The sequence below is a fragment of the Bacillus tianshenii genome (assembly GCA_020524525.2).
Taxonomy (GTDB): domain Bacteria; phylum Bacillota; class Bacilli; order Bacillales; family Bacillaceae_N; genus Bacillus_AV.
The window spans coordinates 3,317,555-3,340,000 of record CP129018.1 but is presented as its reverse complement, the minus strand read 5'-3'; the positions used below and the strand labels follow the sequence as shown (position 1 = coordinate 3,340,000).

13 protein-coding genes, 10 tRNA genes and 4 rRNA genes (1 of these 27 running past the window's edge) are annotated in these 22,446 nt (G+C 43.1%); 6 read left to right on the top strand and 21 right to left on the bottom strand.

The window, feature by feature from the left end:
* From LC040_16770 to dnaA, 21 genes are all read right to left on the bottom strand, one after another.
* Window positions 1–515, bottom strand: a 16S ribosomal RNA gene (locus tag LC040_16770) (it extends 1,031 nt beyond the left edge of the window).
* 91 nt (window positions 516–606) lie between these two features.
* Window positions 607–682, bottom strand: a tRNA-Ala gene (locus tag LC040_16765).
* An 11-nt stretch (window positions 683–693) separates the two neighbouring features.
* Window positions 694–767, bottom strand: a tRNA-Pro gene (locus LC040_16760).
* A gap of 10 nt (window positions 768–777) precedes the next feature.
* Window positions 778–854, bottom strand: a tRNA-Arg gene (locus tag LC040_16755).
* 18 nt (window positions 855–872) lie between these two features.
* Window positions 873–961: transfer RNA gene (locus LC040_16750), tRNA-Leu, on the bottom strand.
* Between the two features lie 5 nt (window positions 962–966).
* Window positions 967–1,041: transfer RNA gene (locus LC040_16745), tRNA-Gly, on the bottom strand.
* 71 nt (window positions 1,042–1,112) lie between these two features.
* Window positions 1,113–1,197, bottom strand: a tRNA-Leu gene (locus LC040_16740).
* A 5-nt stretch (window positions 1,198–1,202) separates the two neighbouring features.
* Window positions 1,203–1,278, bottom strand: a tRNA-Lys gene (locus tag LC040_16735).
* A gap of 6 nt (window positions 1,279–1,284) precedes the next feature.
* Window positions 1,285–1,360: transfer RNA gene (locus LC040_16730), tRNA-Thr, on the bottom strand.
* Window positions 1,361–1,365: 5 nt separating this feature from the next.
* Window positions 1,366–1,442, bottom strand: a tRNA-Asp gene (locus tag LC040_16725).
* Window positions 1,443–1,449: 7 nt separating this feature from the next.
* Window positions 1,450–1,525: transfer RNA gene (locus tag LC040_16720), tRNA-Val, on the bottom strand.
* Between the two features lie 11 nt (window positions 1,526–1,536).
* Window positions 1,537–1,652, bottom strand: a 5S ribosomal RNA gene (rrf, locus tag LC040_16715).
* A gap of 172 nt (window positions 1,653–1,824) precedes the next feature.
* Window positions 1,825–4,755: ribosomal RNA gene (locus LC040_16710) — 23S ribosomal RNA — on the bottom strand.
* A 195-nt stretch (window positions 4,756–4,950) separates the two neighbouring features.
* A 16S ribosomal RNA gene (locus LC040_16705) occupies window positions 4,951–6,495 on the bottom strand.
* The 16S, 23S and 5S rRNA genes sit together here with 10 tRNA genes alongside, the layout of an rRNA operon.
* Before the next feature lie 387 nt (window positions 6,496–6,882).
* Window positions 6,883–9,384 (bottom strand): DNA gyrase subunit A, encoded by a 2,502-nt coding sequence (gene gyrA, locus LC040_16700; GenBank protein WLR50870.1) that lies wholly within the window; start codon window positions 9,382–9,384, stop codon window positions 6,883–6,885.
* Window positions 9,385–9,439: 55 nt separating this feature from the next.
* Window positions 9,440–11,362, bottom strand: a complete 1,923-nt coding sequence (gene gyrB / locus LC040_16695; protein ID WLR53322.1) for a DNA topoisomerase (ATP-hydrolyzing) subunit B — start codon at window positions 11,360–11,362, stop codon at window positions 9,440–9,442.
* Between the two features lie 60 nt (window positions 11,363–11,422).
* Window positions 11,423–11,686 carry a DUF370 domain-containing protein gene (locus LC040_16690; protein ID WLR50869.1) on the bottom strand — a complete coding sequence of 88 codons (264 nt, stop codon included), beginning with the start codon at window positions 11,684–11,686 and terminating at the stop codon, window positions 11,423–11,425.
* Window positions 11,687–11,695: 9 nt separating this feature from the next.
* Complete coding sequence (recF, locus tag LC040_16685; protein WLR50868.1) at window positions 11,696–12,814, bottom strand: DNA replication/repair protein RecF; 1,119 nt, start codon at window positions 12,812–12,814, stop codon at window positions 11,696–11,698.
* Window positions 12,815–12,828: 14 nt separating this feature from the next.
* Entirely contained in the window at window positions 12,829–13,044 is a 216-nt protein-coding gene (gene yaaA, locus LC040_16680; GenBank protein WLR50867.1) for a S4 domain-containing protein YaaA, read from the bottom strand.
* A gap of 162 nt (window positions 13,045–13,206) precedes the next feature.
* Window positions 13,207–14,352, bottom strand: a complete 1,146-nt coding sequence (dnaN, locus tag LC040_16675; protein ID WLR50866.1) for a DNA polymerase III subunit beta — start codon at window positions 14,350–14,352, stop codon at window positions 13,207–13,209.
* Between the two features lie 281 nt (window positions 14,353–14,633).
* Window positions 14,634–15,980 (bottom strand): chromosomal replication initiator protein DnaA, encoded by a 1,347-nt coding sequence (dnaA, locus tag LC040_16670; protein ID WLR50865.1) that lies wholly within the window; start codon window positions 15,978–15,980, stop codon window positions 14,634–14,636.
* A 767-nt stretch (window positions 15,981–16,747) separates the two neighbouring features.
* On the opposite strand from dnaA, the gene rpmH reads away from it, so the two are divergent.
* The 6 genes from rpmH to mnmG all read left to right on the top strand — a co-directional run bounded on the left by rpmH (window position 16,748) and on the right by mnmG (window position 22,397).
* Window positions 16,748–16,882, top strand: a complete 135-nt coding sequence (rpmH, locus tag LC040_16665) for a 50S ribosomal protein L34 (protein ID WLR50864.1) — start codon at window positions 16,748–16,750, stop codon at window positions 16,880–16,882.
* A gap of 64 nt (window positions 16,883–16,946) precedes the next feature.
* Window positions 16,947–17,300: a ribonuclease P protein component gene (gene rnpA / locus LC040_16660; GenBank protein WLR50863.1), complete on the top strand. Its 354-nt coding sequence runs from the start codon at window positions 16,947–16,949 to the stop codon at window positions 17,298–17,300.
* A 114-nt stretch (window positions 17,301–17,414) separates the two neighbouring features.
* Entirely contained in the window at window positions 17,415–18,185 is a 771-nt protein-coding gene (gene spoIIIJ / locus LC040_16655; GenBank protein WLR50862.1) for a YidC family membrane integrase SpoIIIJ, read from the top strand.
* Entirely contained in the window at window positions 18,182–18,811 is a 630-nt protein-coding gene (gene jag, locus LC040_16650; GenBank protein ID WLR50861.1) for an RNA-binding cell elongation regulator Jag/EloR, read from the top strand. The genes spoIIIJ and jag overlap by 4 nt, the downstream gene beginning before the upstream one ends.
* A 296-nt stretch (window positions 18,812–19,107) precedes the next feature.
* The gene (gene mnmE, locus LC040_16645; GenBank protein ID WLR50860.1) at window positions 19,108–20,487 is read left to right on the top strand and encodes a tRNA uridine-5-carboxymethylaminomethyl(34) synthesis GTPase MnmE; all 1,380 of its coding nucleotides are present in this window, start codon (window positions 19,108–19,110) and stop codon (window positions 20,485–20,487) included.
* Between the two features lie 20 nt (window positions 20,488–20,507).
* Window positions 20,508–22,397 (top strand): tRNA uridine-5-carboxymethylaminomethyl(34) synthesis enzyme MnmG, encoded by a 1,890-nt coding sequence (mnmG, locus tag LC040_16640; GenBank protein ID WLR50859.1) that lies wholly within the window; start codon window positions 20,508–20,510, stop codon window positions 22,395–22,397.
* The last annotated feature ends 49 nt before the right edge of the window (window positions 22,398–22,446 follow it).

Below are 22,446 nucleotides of genomic sequence, written 5' to 3'. Positions count from 1 at the left end.
TTAGCCGTGGCTTTCTGGTTAGGTACCGTCAAGGTGCCGGCAGTTACTCCGGCACTTGTTCTTCCCTAACAACAGAACTTTACGACCCGAAGGCCTTCATCGTTCACGCGGCGTTGCACCGTCAGACTTTCGTCCATTGCGGATGATTCCCTACTGCTGCCTCCCGTAGGAGTCTGGGCCGTGTCTCAGTCCCAGTGTGGCCGATCACCCTCTCAGGTCGGCTACGCATCGTCGTCTTGGTAGGCCGTTACCCCACCAACTAACTAATGCGCCGCGGGCCCATCTGTAAGTGACAGCAAAACCGTCTTTTACAAGCGAACCATGCGGTTCACTTGATTATCCGGTATTAGCCCCGGTTTCCCGGAGTTATCCCAGTCTTACAGGCAGGTTGCCCACGTGTTACTCACCCGTCCGCCGCTGAATCCAGGGAGCAAGCTCCCCTTCATCCGCTCGACTTGCATGTATTAGGCACGCCGCCAGCGTTCGTCCTGAGCCAGGATCAAACTCTCCGATAAGCTTCCAAATGGAAGTTCGAAAAAATTTGAAACTTGCTCGTTAAGCATGTTCATTTTGTCCAGTTTTCAAAGAGCATTTTAATCTTTTATATGGTGGAGCCTAGCGGGATCGAACCGCTGACCTCCTGCGTGCAAGGCAGGCGCTCTCCCAGCTGAGCTAAGGCCCCATATTTAACAATCGGGAAGACAGGATTCGAACCTGCGACCCCATGGTCCCAAACCATGTGCTCTACCAAGCTGAGCTACTTCCCGGACTAATTATTGGCGCGCCCGAGAGGAGTCGAACCCCTAACCTTCTGATCCGTAGTCAGACGCTCTATCCAATTGAGCTACGGGCGCTTAAATTGTCCGAACTACTGGTGCCGAGGGCCGGACTCGAACCGGCACGGTAGTCACCTACCGCAGGATTTTAAGTCCTGTGTGTCTGCCAATTCCACCACCCCGGCAACTTTGGAGCGGAAGACGGGATTCGAACCCGCGACCCCCACCTTGGCAAGGTGGTGTTCTACCACTGAACTACTTCCGCATGTGTACAATATGTACTAATTTCAATTCCAATAACAGGATGTTACTGTTCTATGTCAAAGATTTTTTTAATGGTGCGGGTGGAGGGAGTCGAACCCCCACGCCGTAAGGCACTAGATCCTAAGTCTAGCGTGTCTGCCAGTTCCACCACACCCGCAAAAATGGTGAGCCATGAAGGATTCGAACCTTCGACCCTCTGATTAAAAGTCAGATGCTCTACCAACTGAGCTAATGGCTCTTCAAATGGTGCCGGCCAGAGGACTTGAACCCCCAACCTACTGATTACAAGTCAGTTGCTCTACCAATTGAGCTAGACCGGCTAACATGGCGGTCCGGACGGGACTCGAACCCGCGACCTCCTGCGTGACAGGCAGGCATTCTAACCAACTGAACTACCGGACCAAATATATGGTGGAGGATGACAGGATCGAACTGCCGACCCCCTGCTTGTAAGGCAGGTGCTCTCCCAGCTGAGCTAATCCTCCAAATATGTATCGCCTGGCGGCGTCCTACTCTCACAGGGGAAGAACCCCAACTACCATCGGCGCTGAAGAGCTTAACTTCCGTGTTCGGTATGGGAACGGGTGTGACCTCTTCGCTATTGCCACCAGACTATGTTTCTTGTTCCTTTTCTAAGGGACAAGAATTATTATACACATTCCATAAAGAAATGCAATAGTTTGTGTGAAGAAAATATTTATTCCTTCAAAACTAGATAACACGTGAAACAGAAGTGTGCAGTGCATGTGTGATGCACGCTGGTTGTCTTGCATTTCCAATTAAATTGGTTAAGTCCTCGATCGATTAGTATTCGTCAGCTGCACGTGTCGCCACGCTTCCACCCCGAACCTATCTACCTCATCATCTCTGAGGGATCTTACTAGCTTGACGCTATGGGAAATCTCATCTTGAGGGGGGCTTCATGCTTAGATGCTTTCAGCACTTATCCCGTCCACACGTAGCTACCCAGCGATGCTCCTGGCGGAACAACTGGTACACCAGCGGTGTGTCCATCCCGGTCCTCTCGTACTAAGGACAGCTCCTCTCAAATTTCCTGCGCCCACGACGGATAGGGACCGAACTGTCTCACGACGTTCTGAACCCAGCTCGCGTACCGCTTTAATGGGCGAACAGCCCAACCCTTGGGACCGACTACAGCCCCAGGATGCGATGAGCCGACATCGAGGTGCCAAACCTCCCCGTCGATGTGGACTCTTGGGGGAGATAAGCCTGTTATCCCCGGGGTAGCTTTTATCCGTTGAGCGATGGCCCTTCCATGCGGAACCACCGGATCACTAAGCCCGACTTTCGTCCCTGCTCGACTTGTAGGTCTCGCAGTCAAGCTCCCTTGTGCCTTTACACTCTGCGAATGATTTCCAACCATTCTGAGGGAACCTTTGGGCGCCTCCGTTACCTTTTGGGAGGCGACCGCCCCAGTCAAACTGCCTACCTGACACTGTCTCCGAGCCGGATAACGGCTCAGGGTTAGAATTTCAATACAGCAAGGGCAGTATCCCACCAGCGCCTCCACGTAAGCTGGCGCTCACGCTTCCAAGGCTCCTGCCTATCCTGTACAAGCTGTACCAAAATTCAATATCAGGCTGCAGTAAAGCTCCACGGGTCTTTCCGTCCTGTCGCGGGTAATGCGCATCTTCACGCATAGTATAATTTCACCGGGTCTCTGGTTGAGACAGTGCCCAAGTCGTTGCACCTTTCGTGCGGGTCGGAACTTACCCGACAAGGAATTTCGCTACCTTAGGACCGTTATAGTTACGGCCGCCGTTTACTGGGGCTTCGATTCAGAGCTTCTCCGTGAGGATAACCCCTCCTCTTAACCTTCCAGCACCGGGCAGGTGTCAGCCCCTATACTTCGCCTTGCGGCTTCGCAGAGACCTGTGTTTTTGCTAAACAGTCGCTTGGGCCTATTCACTGCGGCTCTTCGGGGCTATAAACCCCAAAGAGCACCCCTTCTCCCGAAGTTACGGGGTCATTTTGCCGAGTTCCTTAACCAGAGTTTTCCCGCTCATCTTAGGATTCTCTCCTCGCCTACCTGTGTCGGTTTGCGGTACGGGCACCTCTCACCTCGCTAGAGGCTTTTCTTGGCAGTGTAGGATCAGGGACTTCGGTACTAAAATTTCCCTCGCCATCACCGCTCAGCCTTATGACAACGGGATTTGCCTCGTTGTCAGCCTAACGGCTTGGACACGCACATCCAGTGGCGTGCTCACCCTACCTTCCTGCGTCCCCCCATTGCTCAAATGGTGAGGAGGTGGTACAGGAATTTCAACCTGTTGGCCATCGCCTACGCCTTTCGGCCTCGGCTTAGGTCCCGACTAACCCTGAGCGGACGAGCCTTCCTCAGGAAACCTTAGGCTTTCGATGGACAAGATTCTCACTTGTCTTTTCGCTACTCATACCGGCATTCTCACTTCTAAGTACTCCACCAGTCCTTACGGTCTGGCTTCAAAGCGCTTAGAACGCTCCCCTACCATGTTCCATGCGGAACATCCACAGCTTCGGTGATACGTTTAGCCCCGGTATATTTTCGGCGCAGAGTCACTCGACCAGTGAGCTATTACGCACTCTTTAAATGGTGGCTGCTTCTAAGCCAACATCCTGGTTGTCTGGGCAACTCCACATCCTTTTCCACTTAACGTATACTTAGGGACCTTAGCTGGTGGTCTGGGCTGTTTCCCTCTCGACTACGGACCTTATCACTCGCAGTCTGACTCCCAAGGATAAGTCATTGGCATTCGGAGTTTGACTGAACTCGGTAACCCGTTGGGGGCCCCTCATCCAATCAGTGCTCTACCTCCAAGACTCTTCCCTTGAGGCTAGCCCTAAAGCTATTTCGGGGAGAACCAGCTATCTCCGAGTTCGATTGGCATTTCACCCCTACCCACACTCATCCCCGCACTTTTCAACGTGCGTGGGTTCGGGCCTCCATTCAGTGTTACCTGAACTTCACCCTGGACATGGGTAGATCACTCGGTTTCGGGTCTACGACCACGTACTATATCGCCCTGTTCAGACTCGCTTTCGCTGCGGCTCCGTCTTTCCGACTTAACCTTGCACGAGATCGTAACTCGCCGGTTCATTCTACAAAAGGCACGCCGTCACCCGTTAATGGGCTCCGACTACTTGTAGGCACACGGTTTCAGGATCTTTTTCACTCCCCGTCAGGGGTGCTTTTCACCTTTCCCTCACGGTACTGGTTCACTATCGGTCACTAGGGAGTATTTAGCCTTGGGAGATGGTCCTCCCTGCTTCCGACGGAATTTCACGTGTTCCGCCGTACTCAGGATCCGCTCCGGAGAGAACAGGATTTCAGCTACAGGGCTGTTACCTTCTGTGGCCGGCCTTTCCAGGCCGCTTCACTTATCCTGTTCCTTTGTAACTCCATGTGGAACGTCCTACAACCCCAAGAGGCAAGCCTCTTGGTTTGGGCTGTTTCCGTTTCGCTCGCCGCTACTCGGGAAATCGCGTTTGCTTTCTCTTCCTCCGGGTACTTAGATGTTTCAGTTCCCCGGGTCTGCCTTCATCACCCTATGGATTCAGATGATGATACTGCCCCATTACGGACAGTGGGTTTCCCCATTCGGAAATCTCCGGGTCAACGCTTACTTACAGCTCGCCGAAGCATATCGATGTTAGTCTCGTCCTTCATCGGCTCCTAGTGCCAAGGCATCCACCGTGCGCCCTTTCTAACTTAACCATTGATGAGCATCATACATAAAACGCATTTGCACATACCCTTTAAATCGGTTTAATTTAAAAAGGAATCTTTACTTCTGTTTCGGTTATCTAGTTTTCAAGGAACAAACATTGATTGAGAGAATGCTCTCTCAAAACTGAACAAAATGAAACATGCTTAATCGTTTTGCACCGTTGGTGCATATAAAATCCTTAGAAAGGAGGTGATCCAGCCGCACCTTCCGATACGGCTACCTTGTTACGACTTCACCCCAATCATTTGTCCCACCTTCGGCGGCTGGCTCCAAAGGTTACCCCACCGACTTCGGGTGTTACAAACTCTCGTGGTGTGACGGGCGGTGTGTACAAGGCCCGGGAACGTATTCACCGCGGCATGCTGATCCGCGATTACTAGCGATTCCGGCTTCATGCAGGCGAGTTGCAGCCTGCAATCCGAACTGAGAATGGCTTTATGGGATTGGCTCCACCTCGCGGTCTTGCTTCCCTTTGTACCATCCATTGTAGCACGTGTGTAGCCCAGGTCATAAGGGGCATGATGATTTGACGTCATCCCCACCTTCCTCCGGTTTGTCACCGGCAGTCTCCTTAGAGTGCCCAACTGAATGCTGGCAACTAAGGACAAGGGTTGCGCTCGTTGCGGGACTTAACCCAACATCTCACGACACGAGCTGACGACAACCATGCACCACCTGTCACTCTGCCCCCGAAGGGGAAGCCCTGTCTCCAGGGTGGTCAGAGGATGTCAAGACCTGGTAAGGTTCTTCGCGTTGCTTCGAATTAAACCACATGCTCCACCGCTTGTGCGGGCCCCGTCAATTCCTTTGAGTTTCAACCTTGCGGTCGTACTCCCCAGGCGGAGTGCTTAATGCGTTAACTTCAGCACTAAGGGGCGGAAACCCCCTAACACTTAGCACTCATCGTTTACGGCGTGGACTACCAGGGTATCTAATCCTGTTTGCTCCCCACGCTTTCGCGCCTCAGCGTCAGTTACAGACCAGAGAGTCGCCTTCGCCACTGGTGTTCCTCCACATATCTACGCATTTCACCGCTACACGTGGAATTCCACTCTCCTCTTCTGCACTCAAGTTCCCCAGTTTCCAATGACCCTCCGTGGTTGAGCCACGGGCTTTCACATCAGACTTAAGAAACCGCCTGCGCGCGCTTTACGCCCAATAATTCCGGACAACGCTTGCCACCTACGTATTACCGCGGCTGCTGGCACGTAGTTAGCCGTGGCTTTCTGGTTAGGTACCGTCAAGGTGCCGGCAGTTACTCCGGCACTTGTTCTTCCCTAACAACAGAACTTTACGACCCGAAGGCCTTCATCGTTCACGCGGCGTTGCACCGTCAGACTTTCGTCCATTGCGGATGATTCCCTACTGCTGCCTCCCGTAGGAGTCTGGGCCGTGTCTCAGTCCCAGTGTGGCCGATCACCCTCTCAGGTCGGCTACGCATCGTCGTCTTGGTAGGCCGTTACCCCACCAACTAACTAATGCGCCGCGGGCCCATCTGTAAGTGACAGCAGAACCGTCTTTTACAAGCGAACCATGCGGTTCACTTGATTATCCGGTATTAGCCCCGGTTTCCCGGAGTTATCCCAGTCTTACAGGCAGGTTGCCCACGTGTTACTCACCCGTCCGCCGCTGAATCCAGGGAGCAAGCTCCCCTTCATCCGCTCGACTTGCATGTATTAGGCACGCCGCCAGCGTTCGTCCTGAGCCAGGATCAAACTCTCCGATAAGCTTCCAAATGGAAGTTCGAAAAAAATTTGAAACTTGCTCGTTAAGCATGTTCATTTTGTCCAGTTTTCAAAGAGCATTTTAATCGCCTTTTTTGTTGGCGACTTAATTAATATATCATGCTGTCTGCCTTTCGTCAATACTTTTTTTTCGACATTATTTTTCAGTAAGTATTGCGTCTCTAAAAGCGACAATTAATAATGTACCATGGATATATTTTTATTGCAATAGATAAATGAAAGTTTTTCAGAAAGTTTCAGAGCACAAGACACTGAGATGAAAAAGAGACTTGAATACATTAATTCTTTTCCACTTTTAACTGCATTGCATTTTCTTTTTTTAGCTAATACAAACACAAAAAGAAAAGGAGTGCCGTTGTGGCACACTCCTTATTCTTGTTCATCGCCTTCTCCAAGGCTCTCTGCGGATTCCTCTATCTCTTCGATTTCTTCCTCTGTTGCTTCATCTTCTTTAACTTTTGCTACTGTTGAGACGCTTTCTTCTTCTCCAAGGCGTATTAGCCTTACACCTTGTGTGTTTCTTCCCATTGAAGAAATGTCATTAACAGACATACGAATAAGTACTCCACTTTCGGTAATAATCATAATATCATCATCAGATGTAACAGCCTTCACTGTAGAGACTTGGCCATTCTTCTCTGTCAGGTTACATGTAATAAGACCTTTTCCGCCACGCGTTTGAAGACGATATTCACTTGCAGGTGTCCGTTTTCCATAACCTTTTGTTGTTACAACGAGAACATCTACATCTTCTTCAAGGATTTCCATTCCGACAACTTGGTCGCCACCACTTAAGTTTATCCCTTTTACGCCTGTAGCTGTACGTCCCATTGAACGGACATCTGTTTCTTGGAAGCGAATCATCATTCCGTGCTGGGTTCCCATGATAATATCTTTTTCACCATCTGTTAACCGAACAGAGATGAGTTCATCATCTTCTCTTAAATTCACAGCTATTAATCCACCTTTGCGGATATTAGCATATGAAGAAAGTGGTGAGCGTTTGACAATGCCGTCTTTTGTAGCGAACAACAGGAACCAATCTTCCGCAAACTCCTGAATCGGAATGACTGCTTTTACCCACTCATCTTTATCGATTTCTAGCAGGTTAATGATCGGGATTCCTTTCGCTGTCCGGCTGTATTCAGGTATTTCATAACCCTTCAGACGATATACCTTCCCTTTATTCGTAAAGAATAGCACGGTATCATGAGTAGAAGTCGTCAGCAACTGCTCAACGAAATCATCTTCGTTCGTACCCATTCCTTGAACACCACGGCCTCCACGCTTTTGACTACGGTACGTAGACATCGGCAGTCGCTTAATATAGCCATGATGTGTAAGTGTAATCACGATATTTTGACGAGGAATTAAATCTTCATCTTCAATTGCATCAATTCCACTTACTAAAATTTCAGTACGGCGTTCATCGTTAAAGCGCTCTTTTAGTTCAAGCAACTCTTCACGGATGATATCCAGTACTTTTTCATCATCAGCTAAAATAGCCTTCAATTCTGCTATTAAATCCACTAAATTCTTATATTCTTCTTCAATCTTCTCACGTTCTAACCCTGTTAAACGCTGTAAACGCATATCTAGAATTGCCTGTGCTTGCTTTTCACTTAACCCGAATTTCTCCATTAACCCATTACGAGCAATATCGGTTGTTTGCGAGCTGCGAATTAAATTAATAACCTCATCTAAATGATCAAGGGCAATTCGCAGACCTTCTAGAATATGAGCTCTTGCCTCTGCTTTTCGCAAATCAAAAGCTGTCCGGCGACGAATAACCACACGTTGATGCTCTAAGTAATATTCAAGACATTGCTTAAGGTTCAATACCTTCGGACGCCCACCTACAAGTGCAAGTAAGTTAATACCAAAGCTTGTCTGCAACGTTGTCTGCTTATAAAGGTTATTAAGAAGTACATTGGCATTTGCATCTTTTCGAAGCTCAATTACAATACGCATTCCATTTCGATCCGATTCATCACGCAAATCTGTAATACCATCGATTTTCTTATCCCGAACAAGCTCTGCAATCTTTTCGATTAGCTTCGCTTTGTTTACTTGATAAGGAAGCTCTGATACTAGGATTCGCTCTTTACCGTTTGACATTTGCTCAATCTCTGTCTTTGCGCGGATTGTAATCGAGCCTTTACCAGTCTCATACGCCTTTCGAATACCACTTCGACCTAAAATTTGCCCTGCTGTAGGGAAATCAGGTCCAGGTATGTATTCCATCAATTCTTGAATAGACAACTCAGGCTCTTTTGTGATTGCTAGAATACCGTCAATGACTTCACCTAATTGATGTGGTGGAATATTCGTTGCCATCCCAACCGCAATCCCAGCCGAACCATTGACTAATAAATTCGGGAAACGAGCAGGTAAAACAACAGGCTCTTTTTCATGACCATCATAGTTCTCCTGATAGTCGATCGTATCTTTCTGAATATCGCGCACGAGTTCCATTGAAATCTTGGACATCCGCGCTTCTGTATAACGCATCGCTGCCGCTGCATCACCATCAATTGAACCAAAGTTCCCGTGACCATCAACAAGCATATAGCGATAGTTAAAATCTTGCGCCATGCGTACCATTGTGTCATAGACAGCAGAATCACCATGTGGATGGTATTTACCAATTACTTCTCCAACGATACGTGCTGACTTCTTATAAGCTTTCTCAGAAGTCATACCAAGGTCATTCATTGCATATAAGATGCGTCGGTGCACGGGTTTAAGACCGTCACGGACATCTGGGAGTGCACGAGAAACGATAACACTCATTGCATAATCCATAAAGGATGTCCGCATTTCCTGACTAATATTCACTTCTTTAACTTGTGAACGTTGCTCTTCCGACATGAGGGTACCCCCTTATCCGGCAAGTGCTGACAAATCTCTTGCCGCTTTCTTTACTTTAGATATCAAGATTCTTAACGTAATCTGCATTCTCTTGGATGAAATGTCTACGCGGCTCAACTTTGTCACCCATCAAAATCTCAAAAATTTCATCGGCATCCATTGCATCCTGAAGATTCACTTGTAACAGTGTACGTGATTCTGGGTTCATCGTTGTTTCCCACAGCTGTTCTGGATTCATTTCACCTAAACCTTTGTAACGCTGTAATGACGGCTTCGGTGTAGCAGGAAGCTCAGCATATCGTGCGTCTTTTTCACGTTCATTATAGGCATAATAAACATTTTTACCTTGCTGAATTTTATAAAGTGGCGGCTGAGCAATATAGATATACCCTTTCTCAATTAAAGGACGCATATATCGGTAGATAAAAGTTAACAGCAGCGTTCGAATATGCGCACCATCAACGTCAGCATCTGTCATAATAACGATTTTATGATAACGGACTTTTTCGATATCAAAATCTTCTCCAATTCCAGTACCAAGCGCTGTAATAATCATACGAATTTCATTGTTGGAAAGAATTTTATCCAGCCTAGCTTTTTCAACATTAATAATCTTACCACGAAGTGGAAGAATAGCTTGGAAGTGGCGGTCACGACCTTGTTTGGCTGAACCACCTGCTGAATCCCCCTCAACCACATATAGTTCACTAATTTTCGCATCCCGTGATGAACAGTCTGCCAACTTACCTGGAAGATTGGAGACTTCAAGCGCTCCCTTTCTTCTTGTTAATTCACGAGCTTTCTTCGCAGCCATTCGAGCACGTGAAGCTGTTAAGCCTTTTTCAACAATTTTTTTTGCAGGAGCAGGGTTTTCAAGTAAAAAGGTTTCAAATGCCTCTGTGAAAATAGCATCTGTCACCGTTCGCACTTCACTGTTGCCCAGTTTCGTTTTTGTTTGACCTTCAAATTGCGGATCAGGGTGTTTAATTGACACAATTGCTGTTAACCCTTCACGCACATCGTCCCCAGTTAAATTCGGGTCTGTATCCTTGAAGAGGTTATGTTTACGCGCATAATCATTAATAACACGCGTTAAGGCAGTTTTAAAACCAGATTCGTGGGTTCCGCCTTCATATGTGTGAATATTATTTGCGAAAGAATAAATATTACTAGTGAAGCTGTCATTATATTGAATCGCAACTTCAACAGAAATATTATCCCGCTCATTGGAAATAAAGATTGGTTCATCATGAAGCACTTGACGTGAACGGTTTAAATGTTCTACGTAAGATTTGATGCCACCCTCATAATAATAATCTTTCCTCTTTCCTTCTGGACGTTTATCTGAAATCGAAATCTTTAAACCACGGTTTAAGAAGGCCAACTCACGAGTACGGCTCGCAAGTGTATCGAAATCATAAACCTTTGTTTCTGTGAAGATTTCATGATCAGGCTTAAAATGAACCTTCGTTCCTGTTTGTTCTGTTGTTCCGATGATCTCTAAATCTGCAGCTGGTATGCCTCGGTTAAATTTCTGGTAATAAATATTACCATCACGATGCACAGTAACTTCCAATTCCGACGAAAGTGCATTAACAACAGAAGCACCAACCCCATGAAGACCTCCGGATACTTTATAACCGCCGCCGCCGAATTTACCGCCAGCGTGTAGCACGGTCATAATAACCTCAACTGCAGGACGTCCCATCTTCTCATGAATACCTACAGGAATACCTCTGCCATCGTCCATTACGGTAATACTGTTATCTTCTTCAATGAAAACTTTAATTTCATCACAATAACCCGCAAGTGCCTCATCAATACTATTGTCGACGATTTCCCAAACAAGATGGTGAAGGCCTCTAGAGCCTGTTGAACCAATATACATACCAGGCCGTTTTCTTACCGCTTCAAGCCCTTCTAATACCTGTATTTGGTTTTCATCATAGGCTTGTTGTTCAGGTCTGTTTTGTTCCATTGCCACTTGTATCACCTACACTCTCTTAAGCAGCTTGACTGCTTAAATTTCTTTGTGAATTTATTCGTTGAAAGGCTCAAGATCGGAAATCATTTGTGACCGTCGTTTCAGTGTTACAGAAGATAGCGGGGAAAAGTACACACGATCCTTCGTAACAACAATTGACTTTGCAGCGCCTGCTGATACTTCTGTAATCCCTTTCTCTCTTTCTTGACCTCTAATAAACTCTGACATAATCGTTGAAGACTCGATCAGTTGCCCATCAATAATGGCGATAACGTCCTCAGAACGTATAACGATTTCTTCACCTAGATGAATGAACACCCTCTCACCTCATTTCACTTTAGAAATTTGCCCATTACGAACTTCAAAGGTGTCCGCTTCATTGAGAGTTTGATGGTCAATGCCATCAACGCTTGTCGTCGTCACAAATGTCTGTACTTTGCCTTGAATTGTATTAAGGAGATGTGACTGCCGAAAATCATCTAATTCAGATAACACATCGTCTAATAATAAAATCGGATACTCTCCTGCTTCTTGCTTAATCAATTCAATCTCCGCTAACTTCAAAGATAAAGCCGTTGTCCGCTGCTGACCTTGTGAACCGTATACTTGAACATCACGACCATTTACGTAAAAAGCCATATCATCACGGTGAGGTCCAGCTAACGTAATACCTCGATCGATTTCTCTATCTTTTATTTTAGCAAACTTTTCATGATACGCTTCTATCATTTTCGACAAATCCATCTCATGTGATACCTCAACACTTGGTCTATATTCAATTTCTAGCTTTTCAAGACCTCTGCTAATACCGTGATGGATCGGTTCAGCCCACTTTTGAAGCATCGATAAGAAGATAAACCTCCGCCTAGACACTTCTGCCGCAACTTGTACTAATTGTTCGGTCATAATTTCCAAAAGGGAAGGATCAATCTTTTCGTGCTTTTGCATTCGTTTTAATAAATGATTTCGTTGTTGAAGAATCTTTTGATAATTAGATAGATGATGCATATAGACGGGCATCACTTGTCCAATTTCAATATCAATAAAACGCCGACGTATTTGTGGACTCCCTTTGACAAGGTTCAAATCTTCCGGCGCAAACATCACGATGTTAATTGTTCCAATATAACTGCTTAGCTTCTTCTGCTCTAAAGCATTTACTTTCGCTTTTTTCCCTTTGGTCGAAATAACGAGCTGCATCGAAACAGGTCCGTTTCGCTTTTCGGCCCTACCTTCTATTTTAGCATATTCTTTATCCCAAAATATGAGCTCTTTGTCTTTTGCTGTACGATGGGACTTTGCGATGGCTAACACATAGATAGCCTCCATCAAGTTTGTTTTTCCTTGAGCATTTTCCCCGAGGATAACATTTACTTTATCAGCAAACTCAACGTGACAATGTTCATAATTTCGGTAATTTCGTAATGTAAGTTCTTTAATATGCAAAGGAGCCACACTCCTTACTCAGAAACGACACGGAAGTTCCCCACTTCTGGAATTTCGATTTCATCTCCTGCACGAAGCTTCCGCCCTCTCCGCTGGTCTTGTTCTCCATTAACAAAAATATCATATTCACTCAAAAACCACTTCGCCATCCCACCTGTGTCGATGACACCTGCGAGCTTTAAAAATTGTCCAAGCGGGATATATTCAGTCTCGATCATTACTTCTTCCATGTACAAACACCTGCTTTCTTTTCAGTCAAACCTTTTCCGTTTCTTTATAGTCCATTCCTCTATTGTACAAAATTTATAGCCTCGAGAAAAGAAAAGCTGTCAAACACTACTTACAGCAATGTTTGACAGCTGGTGATTTAGCTCTTAGCAATGTACGGTTTGTTAATACGTTCGCACAGGCAAAATCAACTGCAAAATTGTATCATCCTGTGGTGAACGAATTAGAAAAGGACGCATCGCCCCGGTAAAGCTGACTAGAATTTCTGTTCCGTCAATTGCTTTTAGTGCATCCATCATATACTTCGCACTAAACGAGATCTTTAACTCATCACCTTCAATACTCTGTGTATAAACATGTTCAGTTACTTTTCCGATTTCTGGTGTATTCGAGCTAATTTCTAAACGGCCATCTGAAAGTGTAGATAGTTTAACGACATTATTTTTTCCTTCACGAGCTAGCAGAGATGCCCGGTCAATTGACTGAAGAAATTCTTTTACGTTTACGATGACTTCTGTTTTGCTGTCATTTGGAATTAAGCGTGATGTATCCGGATAATTCCCATCTAACAGACGAGAGAAGAATAAAAGGTATTTTGTTTTAAAGAGAATTTGATTTTCAGTCACAACAATATCGATCGGCTCATCATTGTCATCAATGATCTTGCTAAGTTCATTTAAGCTCTTACCAGGAATAACGACATTCGCTAATTCCTCAGGTAAAGAATCCTGCATTTCAATCGGGGTGCTCCGAAGTGCTAAGCGATGACTGTCTGTCGCCACACATGTCAGCTGTGTATTTTCAATGCGCCAGTTTACACCTGTCAAGATTGGGCGTGTTTCTGAGGTGGACACCGCAAATACAGTTTGTCTCACCATATGCTTTAACAAATCAGCAGGCAGTTGGAATGCGTGCTCCTCATTGATTTCTGGTAAACGAGGATATTCCTCAGGATCTAATCCGTTTAAGTGAAAATGAGTATTTCCAGAATTTATTTTTGTACTATATTGTTCTCCTACTTCTATTTCAACATTTTCTTCTGGAAGCTTCTTTACGATTTCATTAAAAAACTTTGCTTGAAGCACAATACTTCCCGTTTCATAGATCGTGGCATATTCCTTCTCTTCATCTTCTTTTGGAATATACGTTTCAATTGAGATGTCAGAGTTACTACCTGTTAAAGTTATTCCTTCATGAGATACTTCAATTTTTATCCCAGTTAAAATCGGGATTGTTGTTCTTGAAGACACAGCCTTCATAACATCTTGAACAGCTTGTGCCAATTGATCGCGTTGAATGACAAATTTCATCAGTAATTCCTCCTAATCGACAGAACTAACCACTCTATATTTTAAATTATATTTTATTAAAAATAAAAGACGTAGTAGTAGTAATAGTGGCTGTTAACATGTGGATAACTACATGAAACGCAAGAAAATAAAGTCTACCCACATGTGGATAGACTGTTTGTAAGTAACATATAGTTATTAAATTTATTCACAAGAGCAATTGTCGAACATTCTAAGTTATTTCGAAAGAAAAACAAAAAAACAGCATCATTAGACAGCACAAAATAAAGGAAAAGAAACACCTAAGCTTTAAGGCGTTCTTTTACTTCCTGAATTTGCTGTTGGAGTTGTGTATCTGCTTTTAACAAGTTTGAGATTTTTTCATGTGCATGGATTACTGTTGTGTGATCCCTGCCTCCGAATTCTTCGCCGATTTTTGGTAATGAATAATCAGTAAGCTCTCTTGATAGATACATAGCGATTTGTCTCGGGAAGGCGACTGTTTTTGTACGTTTTTTTGCTTTGAAATCTTCGAGTTTAATTGAGTAATATTCCCCGACTGTTTGTTGGATACTTTGAATCGTAATAATCTTCGGCTTCGAACTTGGAATAATGTCCTTGAGTGCTTCTGCTGCAAGGTCTGCATTGATATCTTTATTGATGAGTGAGGAATAAGCAACGACACGGATTAAGGCTCCTTCAAGCTCACGAATATTTGTATCAATTTGATTAGCAATATAAATCATGACCTCATTGGAAATATTCAGTTTTTCAGCCTTCGCTTTTTTCCTCAAGATTGCAATCCTTGTTTCCAAATCAGGCGGTGTAATATCAGTAATTAGACCCCATTCAAATCGTGAACGTAAACGGTCTTCCAGTGTTGGAATCTCTTTTGGAGGCCGGTCACTAGAAATGACGATTTGCTTGCTTTCTTCATGCAAAGCATTAAAGGTATGGAAAAACTCTTCTTGTGTTTGTTCTTTTCCAGCTAGAAACTGAATATCATCGATTAATAGCACATCCACATTTCGATATTTATTGCGGAAATTAACCGCTTTGTTATCGCGAATTGAGTTAATAAACTCATTCGTAAACTTCTCTGATGATAAATAGACCACTTTCGCTTGTGGATTATGTTCCAATACATAATGACCGATGGCGTGCATAAGATGAGTTTTCCCTAATCCAACTCCCCCGTAAATGAATAATGGATTATAGGCTTTAGCTGGCGCTTCAGCAACAGCCAATGATGCAGCATGAGCAAATCGGTTCCCAGAGCCGATGACAAATGTGTCGAATGTATACTTTTCATTCAACATACTATGAGATGATTCTTCATTGGAAGTTTTCTTCGGCGCTTTCTTTTTTTCTTGCTCTAAATCCATGCTTTCTTCTTCCGTATTCTGCGGAATAATAAATTTAACTTCAAGTTCTGCTCCAGTTACTTCATGAACAGTTTCTGAAATTAAATCTGCATAGCGGGATTCAAGCCAATCACGGGCAAATTCATTTGGAGCTGTAATAACGAGCACATCCTCTTTTAGTGAGTGTGCTTTCGTTGATTTAAGCCATGTTTCGAAGCTTGGCTTACTAATCTTTTTTTCTATTTCTTTCAGAGTCCGTTCCCATAACTCTGCGATATTTTCCATCCCGCGGATCCCTCCTTTTAGCAGATGGAATGAACAACCTTATCAATAGCTTATAACATTCAGTAACTACTTTTTCATAAGGAAATAGTAAAGATAGAGGCAGGTGTACAACGTTTGTACACCTTGGAATTTCACATTCATGTGGATGTATAAATATTTAAATCCACAAATGATGTGAAAAGTATATAATATAGTAGAAAAGTGAATCATGCACAATATCAACAGAAGTGGATAACTCGATATAAACACCAGTGAATAAGTTATTAACAACTTACACACAATCTGTGGATAATTATTTTCTGTCCACATACGTTTAAAGAGTGAAAACACAAATATCATATCAAATTCAACCTAGCGTTGCAATGATTTATTAGAATTTATCCACAAACACAACCACTTGTGGACAAAGGATATCCACAGACCTATATTTTGTGCACAAATGATGATTAACACTATGGATAGTTTATTTTTGGATTAATGAATTATCCACAGCTATAATTTGAAAGCAGATGCATAAGAATTGTTCAGGATGAAAAGCTCCAACATTCTTGCTGCTTTTTCTAGAAAGAACAGCTGGGAAAAATAAAAATGAGAAGTTGAAAAAAAGAGCTAGGCGTCATAAACTAGAGGAAACTTGCCAAGTTAAGACGTTTTATAGTAAAGTAAGAAACGTGTGCTTCTTTTTAGAGCATTGACATTTGTTTTATTGATTAACTATAATTAATAAGACTGTCGTATGAAGTTATTCCTCAGGGAGGTGTAAATAAATGAAACGTACATTTCAACCAAACACACGTAAGCGTAAAAAAGTACATGGTTTCCGTAGTCGTATGAGCACTAAGAACGGCCGTAAAGTTCTTGCTCGTCGTCGTCGTAAAGGAAGAAAAGTATTGTCTGCATAGGCCACTGCGTCGTCAGTGGTCTTTTTTCTAGGTGCTCCTTTCTTTTCTTAATAGGAGTGATGAAATGAAAAAAGATTATCGAATTAAAAAAAATAAAGAGTTTCAAAAGGTATTTAAAAAAGGAAAATCAACGGCCAACCGCCAATTTGTTATTTATGTACTCAAGCGCGGAGATCTTGAGCATTTCCGCATTGGGTTATCTGTAAGCAAAAAGGTTGGGAATGCAGTCGTACGAAATAGAATTAAGCGCTATGTTCGTCAGGCTTTCCTAGAGCTGAAAGAGGATGTACACGATCAAAATGATTATGTCATTATTGCGAGGAACCAGGCTGCAGACCTTGATTTTTCCCAAACAAAGAAAAGCTTAATTCATGTGATGAAGCGAGCAAAAGTATTGAATAAACCGAAATCAAATTGATTGAAGTACCAGAATAAATAAAAAGTGCAACAATAATGTTGTTAAAAATACATAATCTGCAAATTCGTGTTGTGAAGATAACAGGGAATGATGCGTGATAAGGAGGAAGAAGTGTTGAAAAAGAGAATCGCACTTGCAGCGGTTTTCACTGGAGTATTAATGCTTTTAACAGGTTGTACGGACTACAATGAAAGCATTACTCCTGAAAGTGAAGGGATCTGGAACCAATATTTCGTTTATCCGCTGTCCTGGTTAATTACGTATGTAGCCAACATGTTCAATGAAAGCTATGGCCTTTCAATTGTAATTGTTACGATTTTGATACGTCTTGTGCTGCTTCCATTGATGGTGAAGCAAACGCAAAATTCAAAAGCTATGCAAGCGATTCAACCAGAATTGAAAGAAATTCGAGAAAAATACAGCTCAAAAGATCAAAAAACACAGCAAAAGCTTCAAAAAGAGACAATGGAGTTATTCCAACGACATGGTGTAAACCCTCTAGCTGGCTGTTTTCCATTATTAATTCAAATGCCAATCCTAATTGCGTTTTATCACGCAATTATGCGTACACAGGAGATTAAAGAGCATACCTTTTTATGGTTTAGCCTTGGCGATCCTGATCCATTCTACATCTTACCAATCGTTGCTGCAGCTACAACATTCTTACAACAGAAATTAATTATGGCTGGAACAGAAAGCCAAAACCCACAAATGGCAATGATGCTTTGGATGATGCCGATAATGATTGGTTTCTTTGCATTAACTTTCCCATCTGCATTGTCACTTTACTGGGTAGTAGGTAACATCTTTATGGTTGTTCAAACTCTTATCATCAAAGGGCCGAACCCAAATAAGGATAAGGCTGCAGGAGGAACAAAGAAGTGAAGCAAGTTACCGCGACAGGTCAAACGGTTGATGAAGCAGTCGCGTCAGCATTAGAACAACTTGAAACAACGAAAGAATTTGTTGAAATTCATGTAATAGAAGAAGGTAAAAAAGGTTTTTTGGGAATATTTGGTGCACGACAAGCGATTGTTCGTGTCACGCTCGTGCATAACCCAATCGATGAAGCTTCGAAGTTTTTAAAAGACGTTACAACAAAAATGGGCGTCTCTGCAACTGTAGAAGTAAACGCTACCGGCAACAACGTTCTATATAATCTCACTGGTGAGAAAATTGGATTGTTGATTGGTAAGCGTGGTCAAACATTGAATTCCCTTCAATATTTAACTCAACTAGTTGCGAACCGCAGCTCAGACAAGTATATATCTGTAACAGTTGATGCAGAGAATTATCGAGAACGACGGCGTGAAACGCTTGAAAGCTTGGCAAAACGACTTGCTGAAAAAGCGGTTCGAACCCAGCAGAAGGTAGAGCTGGAACCGATGCCTTCCTTTGAACGAAAGGTGATTCATACTGCCCTTTATCATAATAACAAAGTCGTTACGGAGTCAGCCGGGAAAGAACCGAAACGACATATTGTGATAAAGCCAAAAAGAAATAACAAATAACAGCTTCCGACAAATGTCGGGAGTTTTTTTATTTTCAAAGAGCTATTGTTCAGGATGAGATGATTCCTTTGTATTCTTTGGCTAAAAACAGTTTCAGTTATCCACTGTGGATAAGGTTTGAGTGCAGCAATTTTGGCAAAAATGAAAATATAGTTATCCACAAAACATAATCTTTCTTCCGATCGAAGGTTGTGGTAATCTAATAATTTAGGGGATATTATTATTCTCTATTCAAGATCTGAATTGAATGAACTTATTTTATAGATAGAAAAGTGATAGAAGTGAGGTGAACGCCAATGGAATTAGATACAATTGCAGCAATTTCGACGCCGATGGGGGAAGGGGCTATTGCCATTGTTCGTATTAGTGGTGAAGAAGCTGTAGAAATTGCAGCAAGGCTTTTTAAAGGAAAGGTTCCATTAACTGAAGTTGAAACGCACACGATCCATTATGGTCATTTAATTGACCCAGAAACAGGTGGTACAGCGGAAGAAGTAATGGTAAGTGTGATGAGAGGACCGAAAACCTTCACTCGAGAAGATATTGTCGAAATTAATTGTCATGGCGGACTTGTATCAGTTAACCGTGTTTTGCAGCTTGTGCTTAATGAGGGAGCAAGACTTGCCGAACCAGGTGAATTTACAAAGCGTGCGTTTTTAAATGGCCGAATTGACCTTTCACAAGCAGAAGCGGTAATGGATTTAATTCGAGCTAAGACAGACCGGGCAATGAATGTAGCACTTAACCAAATGGAAGGGCGTTTGTCGAAATTAATTCAACGTCTGCGGCAAACCCTCTTAGAAACGTTAGCACATGTGGAAGTGAATATTGATTATCCTGAGTATGATGATGTTGAAGAGATGACCAACCAGTTATTAAAAGATAAATCAGAAGAAGTACATCGTGAGCTTGCCAAGTTGCTTGAAACGTCAAAGCAAGGGAAGATTTTAAGAGAAGGACTTTCCACGGTTATAATCGGACGGCCAAATGTTGGGAAGTCTTCACTTTTGAATGCGCTTGTTCATGAAAACAAAGCGATTGTAACTGAAATACCAGGGACAACACGAGACGTCATTGAGGAGTATGTGAACGTGCGTGGTGTACCGCTTCGTCTTGTTGATACAGCAGGTATCCGTGAAACAGAAGATATCGTCGAAAGAATTGGAGTAGAGCGTTCCAGACAACGCTTGAAAGAAGCCGATTTGATCTTGATGGTATTAAATTATAATGAAGAACTTACAGAAGAAGATGAGCGGTTATTTGAAGCCGCAGCAGGAATGGATACGATCGTTATTGTGAATAAAACAGACTTGCCTAAAAGAATAGATCTCGACCGGATCCGTGAGCTTGCTAACGAGCATTCTGTGATAACAACATCTTTATTAGAAGAAAAAGGTGTCGATGAATTAGAAGAAGCGATTGCAACGATGTTCTTTGCTGGAAATATCGAAGCGGGAGATTTAACATATGTATCGAACTCTCGTCATATTGCGTTGCTTACAAAAGCGAAGAAAACGATGGAAGAGGCATTAACTGCGATCGAAGGCGGTATGCCTGTTGATATGGTTCAAATAGATTTAACAAGAACATGGGAAATACTTGGTGAAATTATCGGTGATTCGGTGCATGAAAGTTTAATTGATCAGTTATTTTCTCAATTTTGTCTTGGAAAATAACATTGAAGGAGGAAGTCATCATGTCTTATCAAGACAGCAGTTATGATGTTATTGTTGTCGGTGCCGGGCATGCAGGCGTAGAAGCAGCACTTGCTTCTGCTAGAATGGGTGCAAATACACTCGTTTTCACATTAAATTTAGATATGATTGCATTTATGCCATGTAATCCGTCTATTGGTGGACCGGCAAAAGGAATAGTTGTTCGTGAAATTGATGCGCTTGGCGGTGAGATGGGCCGCAATATCGATAAAACACATATTCAAATGAGAATGCTTAATACTGGTAAAGGGCCAGCAGTTCGTGCGCTAAGAGCACAAGCTGATAAATTCATGTATCAACATGAAATGAAAAATACGCTTGAAAATGAAGAAAATTTAACCCTTCGACAAGGAATGGTTGAAAAGCTAATCGTCGAAGATGGGGAATGCCGCGGAGTCGTAACTGAAACAGGCGGCGAATATCGAGCAAAATCCGTTATTATTACAACGGGTACGTTCTTAAGAGGGAAAGTCATACTAGGAGATCTTTCTTACGAAAGTGGACCAAATAACCAGCGTGCTTCTGTTAATTTATCAAAGCACCTAGAAGAGCTAGGGTTCGATCTTGTCCGCTTCAAAACAGGTACTCCGCCTAGGGTAAAAGGGCAAACAATTGATTACAGCAAAACAGAAATCCAGCCTGGTGATGAAAAACCACGTGCATTTTCATATGAAACAACGAAATTTATGTTAGAGCAAATTCCTTGCTGGTTAACGTATACAAATGAACAAACACATGCCATTATTGACGAGAATCTTCATCGTTCCCCGATGTATTCTGGCATGATTAAAGGGACAGGTCCGCGTTATTGTCCATCCATTGAAGATAAAATTGTTCGTTTTAACGATAAGCCGCGTCATCAAATTTTCCTAGAGCCTGAAGGACGTAATACAAACGAAGTTTACGTACAAGGGCTATCTACAAGTCTCCCAGAGGACGTTCAACAGCGTATGCTTGCAACGATCCCGGGACTAGAAAGAGCAGAATTAATGCGTGCAGGATATGCAATTGAGTATGATGCGGTTGTACCTACACAATTATGGCCTTCGCTTGAAACGAAGAAAATTAAAAACTTATTCACAGCCGGGCAAATTAACGGTACTTCCGGTTATGAAGAAGCAGCAGGCCAAGGTTTGATGGCAGGCATCAATGCGGCTAGAAATGTTCAGGAGAAGGAGCCGGTGATTCTTGACCGAGCACAAGCATATATTGGCGTATTAATTGATGATCTCGTAACCAAAGGGACGAATGAACCATATCGCTTGCTTACATCTCGTGCTGAATACCGCTTATTACTTCGCCATGATAATGCTGATTTACGTCTAACAAATTTAGGACATGAACTTGGCCTTATTACGGACGAGCGTTATCAAGCTTTTAATGAGAAAAAAGCAGAAATTGAAGCGGAGAAAAAACGTCTTGAAGGTATTATTATAAAACCAAGTGATGCAGGCGTTCCTGAGCTTTTAGAAGAAGTCGGAAGCAGTAAGTTAAAGGATGGCGTCCGTGCAAGTGATTTCTTGAAACGACCTGAGATTACGTATGAACATGTAAAGCGCATCGTTCCTGCTGATAAGGAACTACCTTCAGAGGTTGAGGAACAAGTAGAAATTCAAATTAAATATGCAGGTTATATTGAAAAATCTCTCCAACAAGTTGAACGTTTGAAAAAAATGGAGAAGAAGAAGATTCCTGATAATATTGATTATGATGCGATTACTGGCATTGCTTCAGAAGCAAAACAAAAGTTAAAAGAAGTTCGTCCACTTTCTGTAGCACAAGCTTCACGAATTTCTGGTGTTAACCCTGCTGATATTTCTATTCTTTTGGTGTATCTTGAACAAGGAAGAATAGCAAAAATCGCAAAGTAACAAAAATGGTATAGATGATGGTACTCCCGCTTCTTGAAGCGGGAGTCTT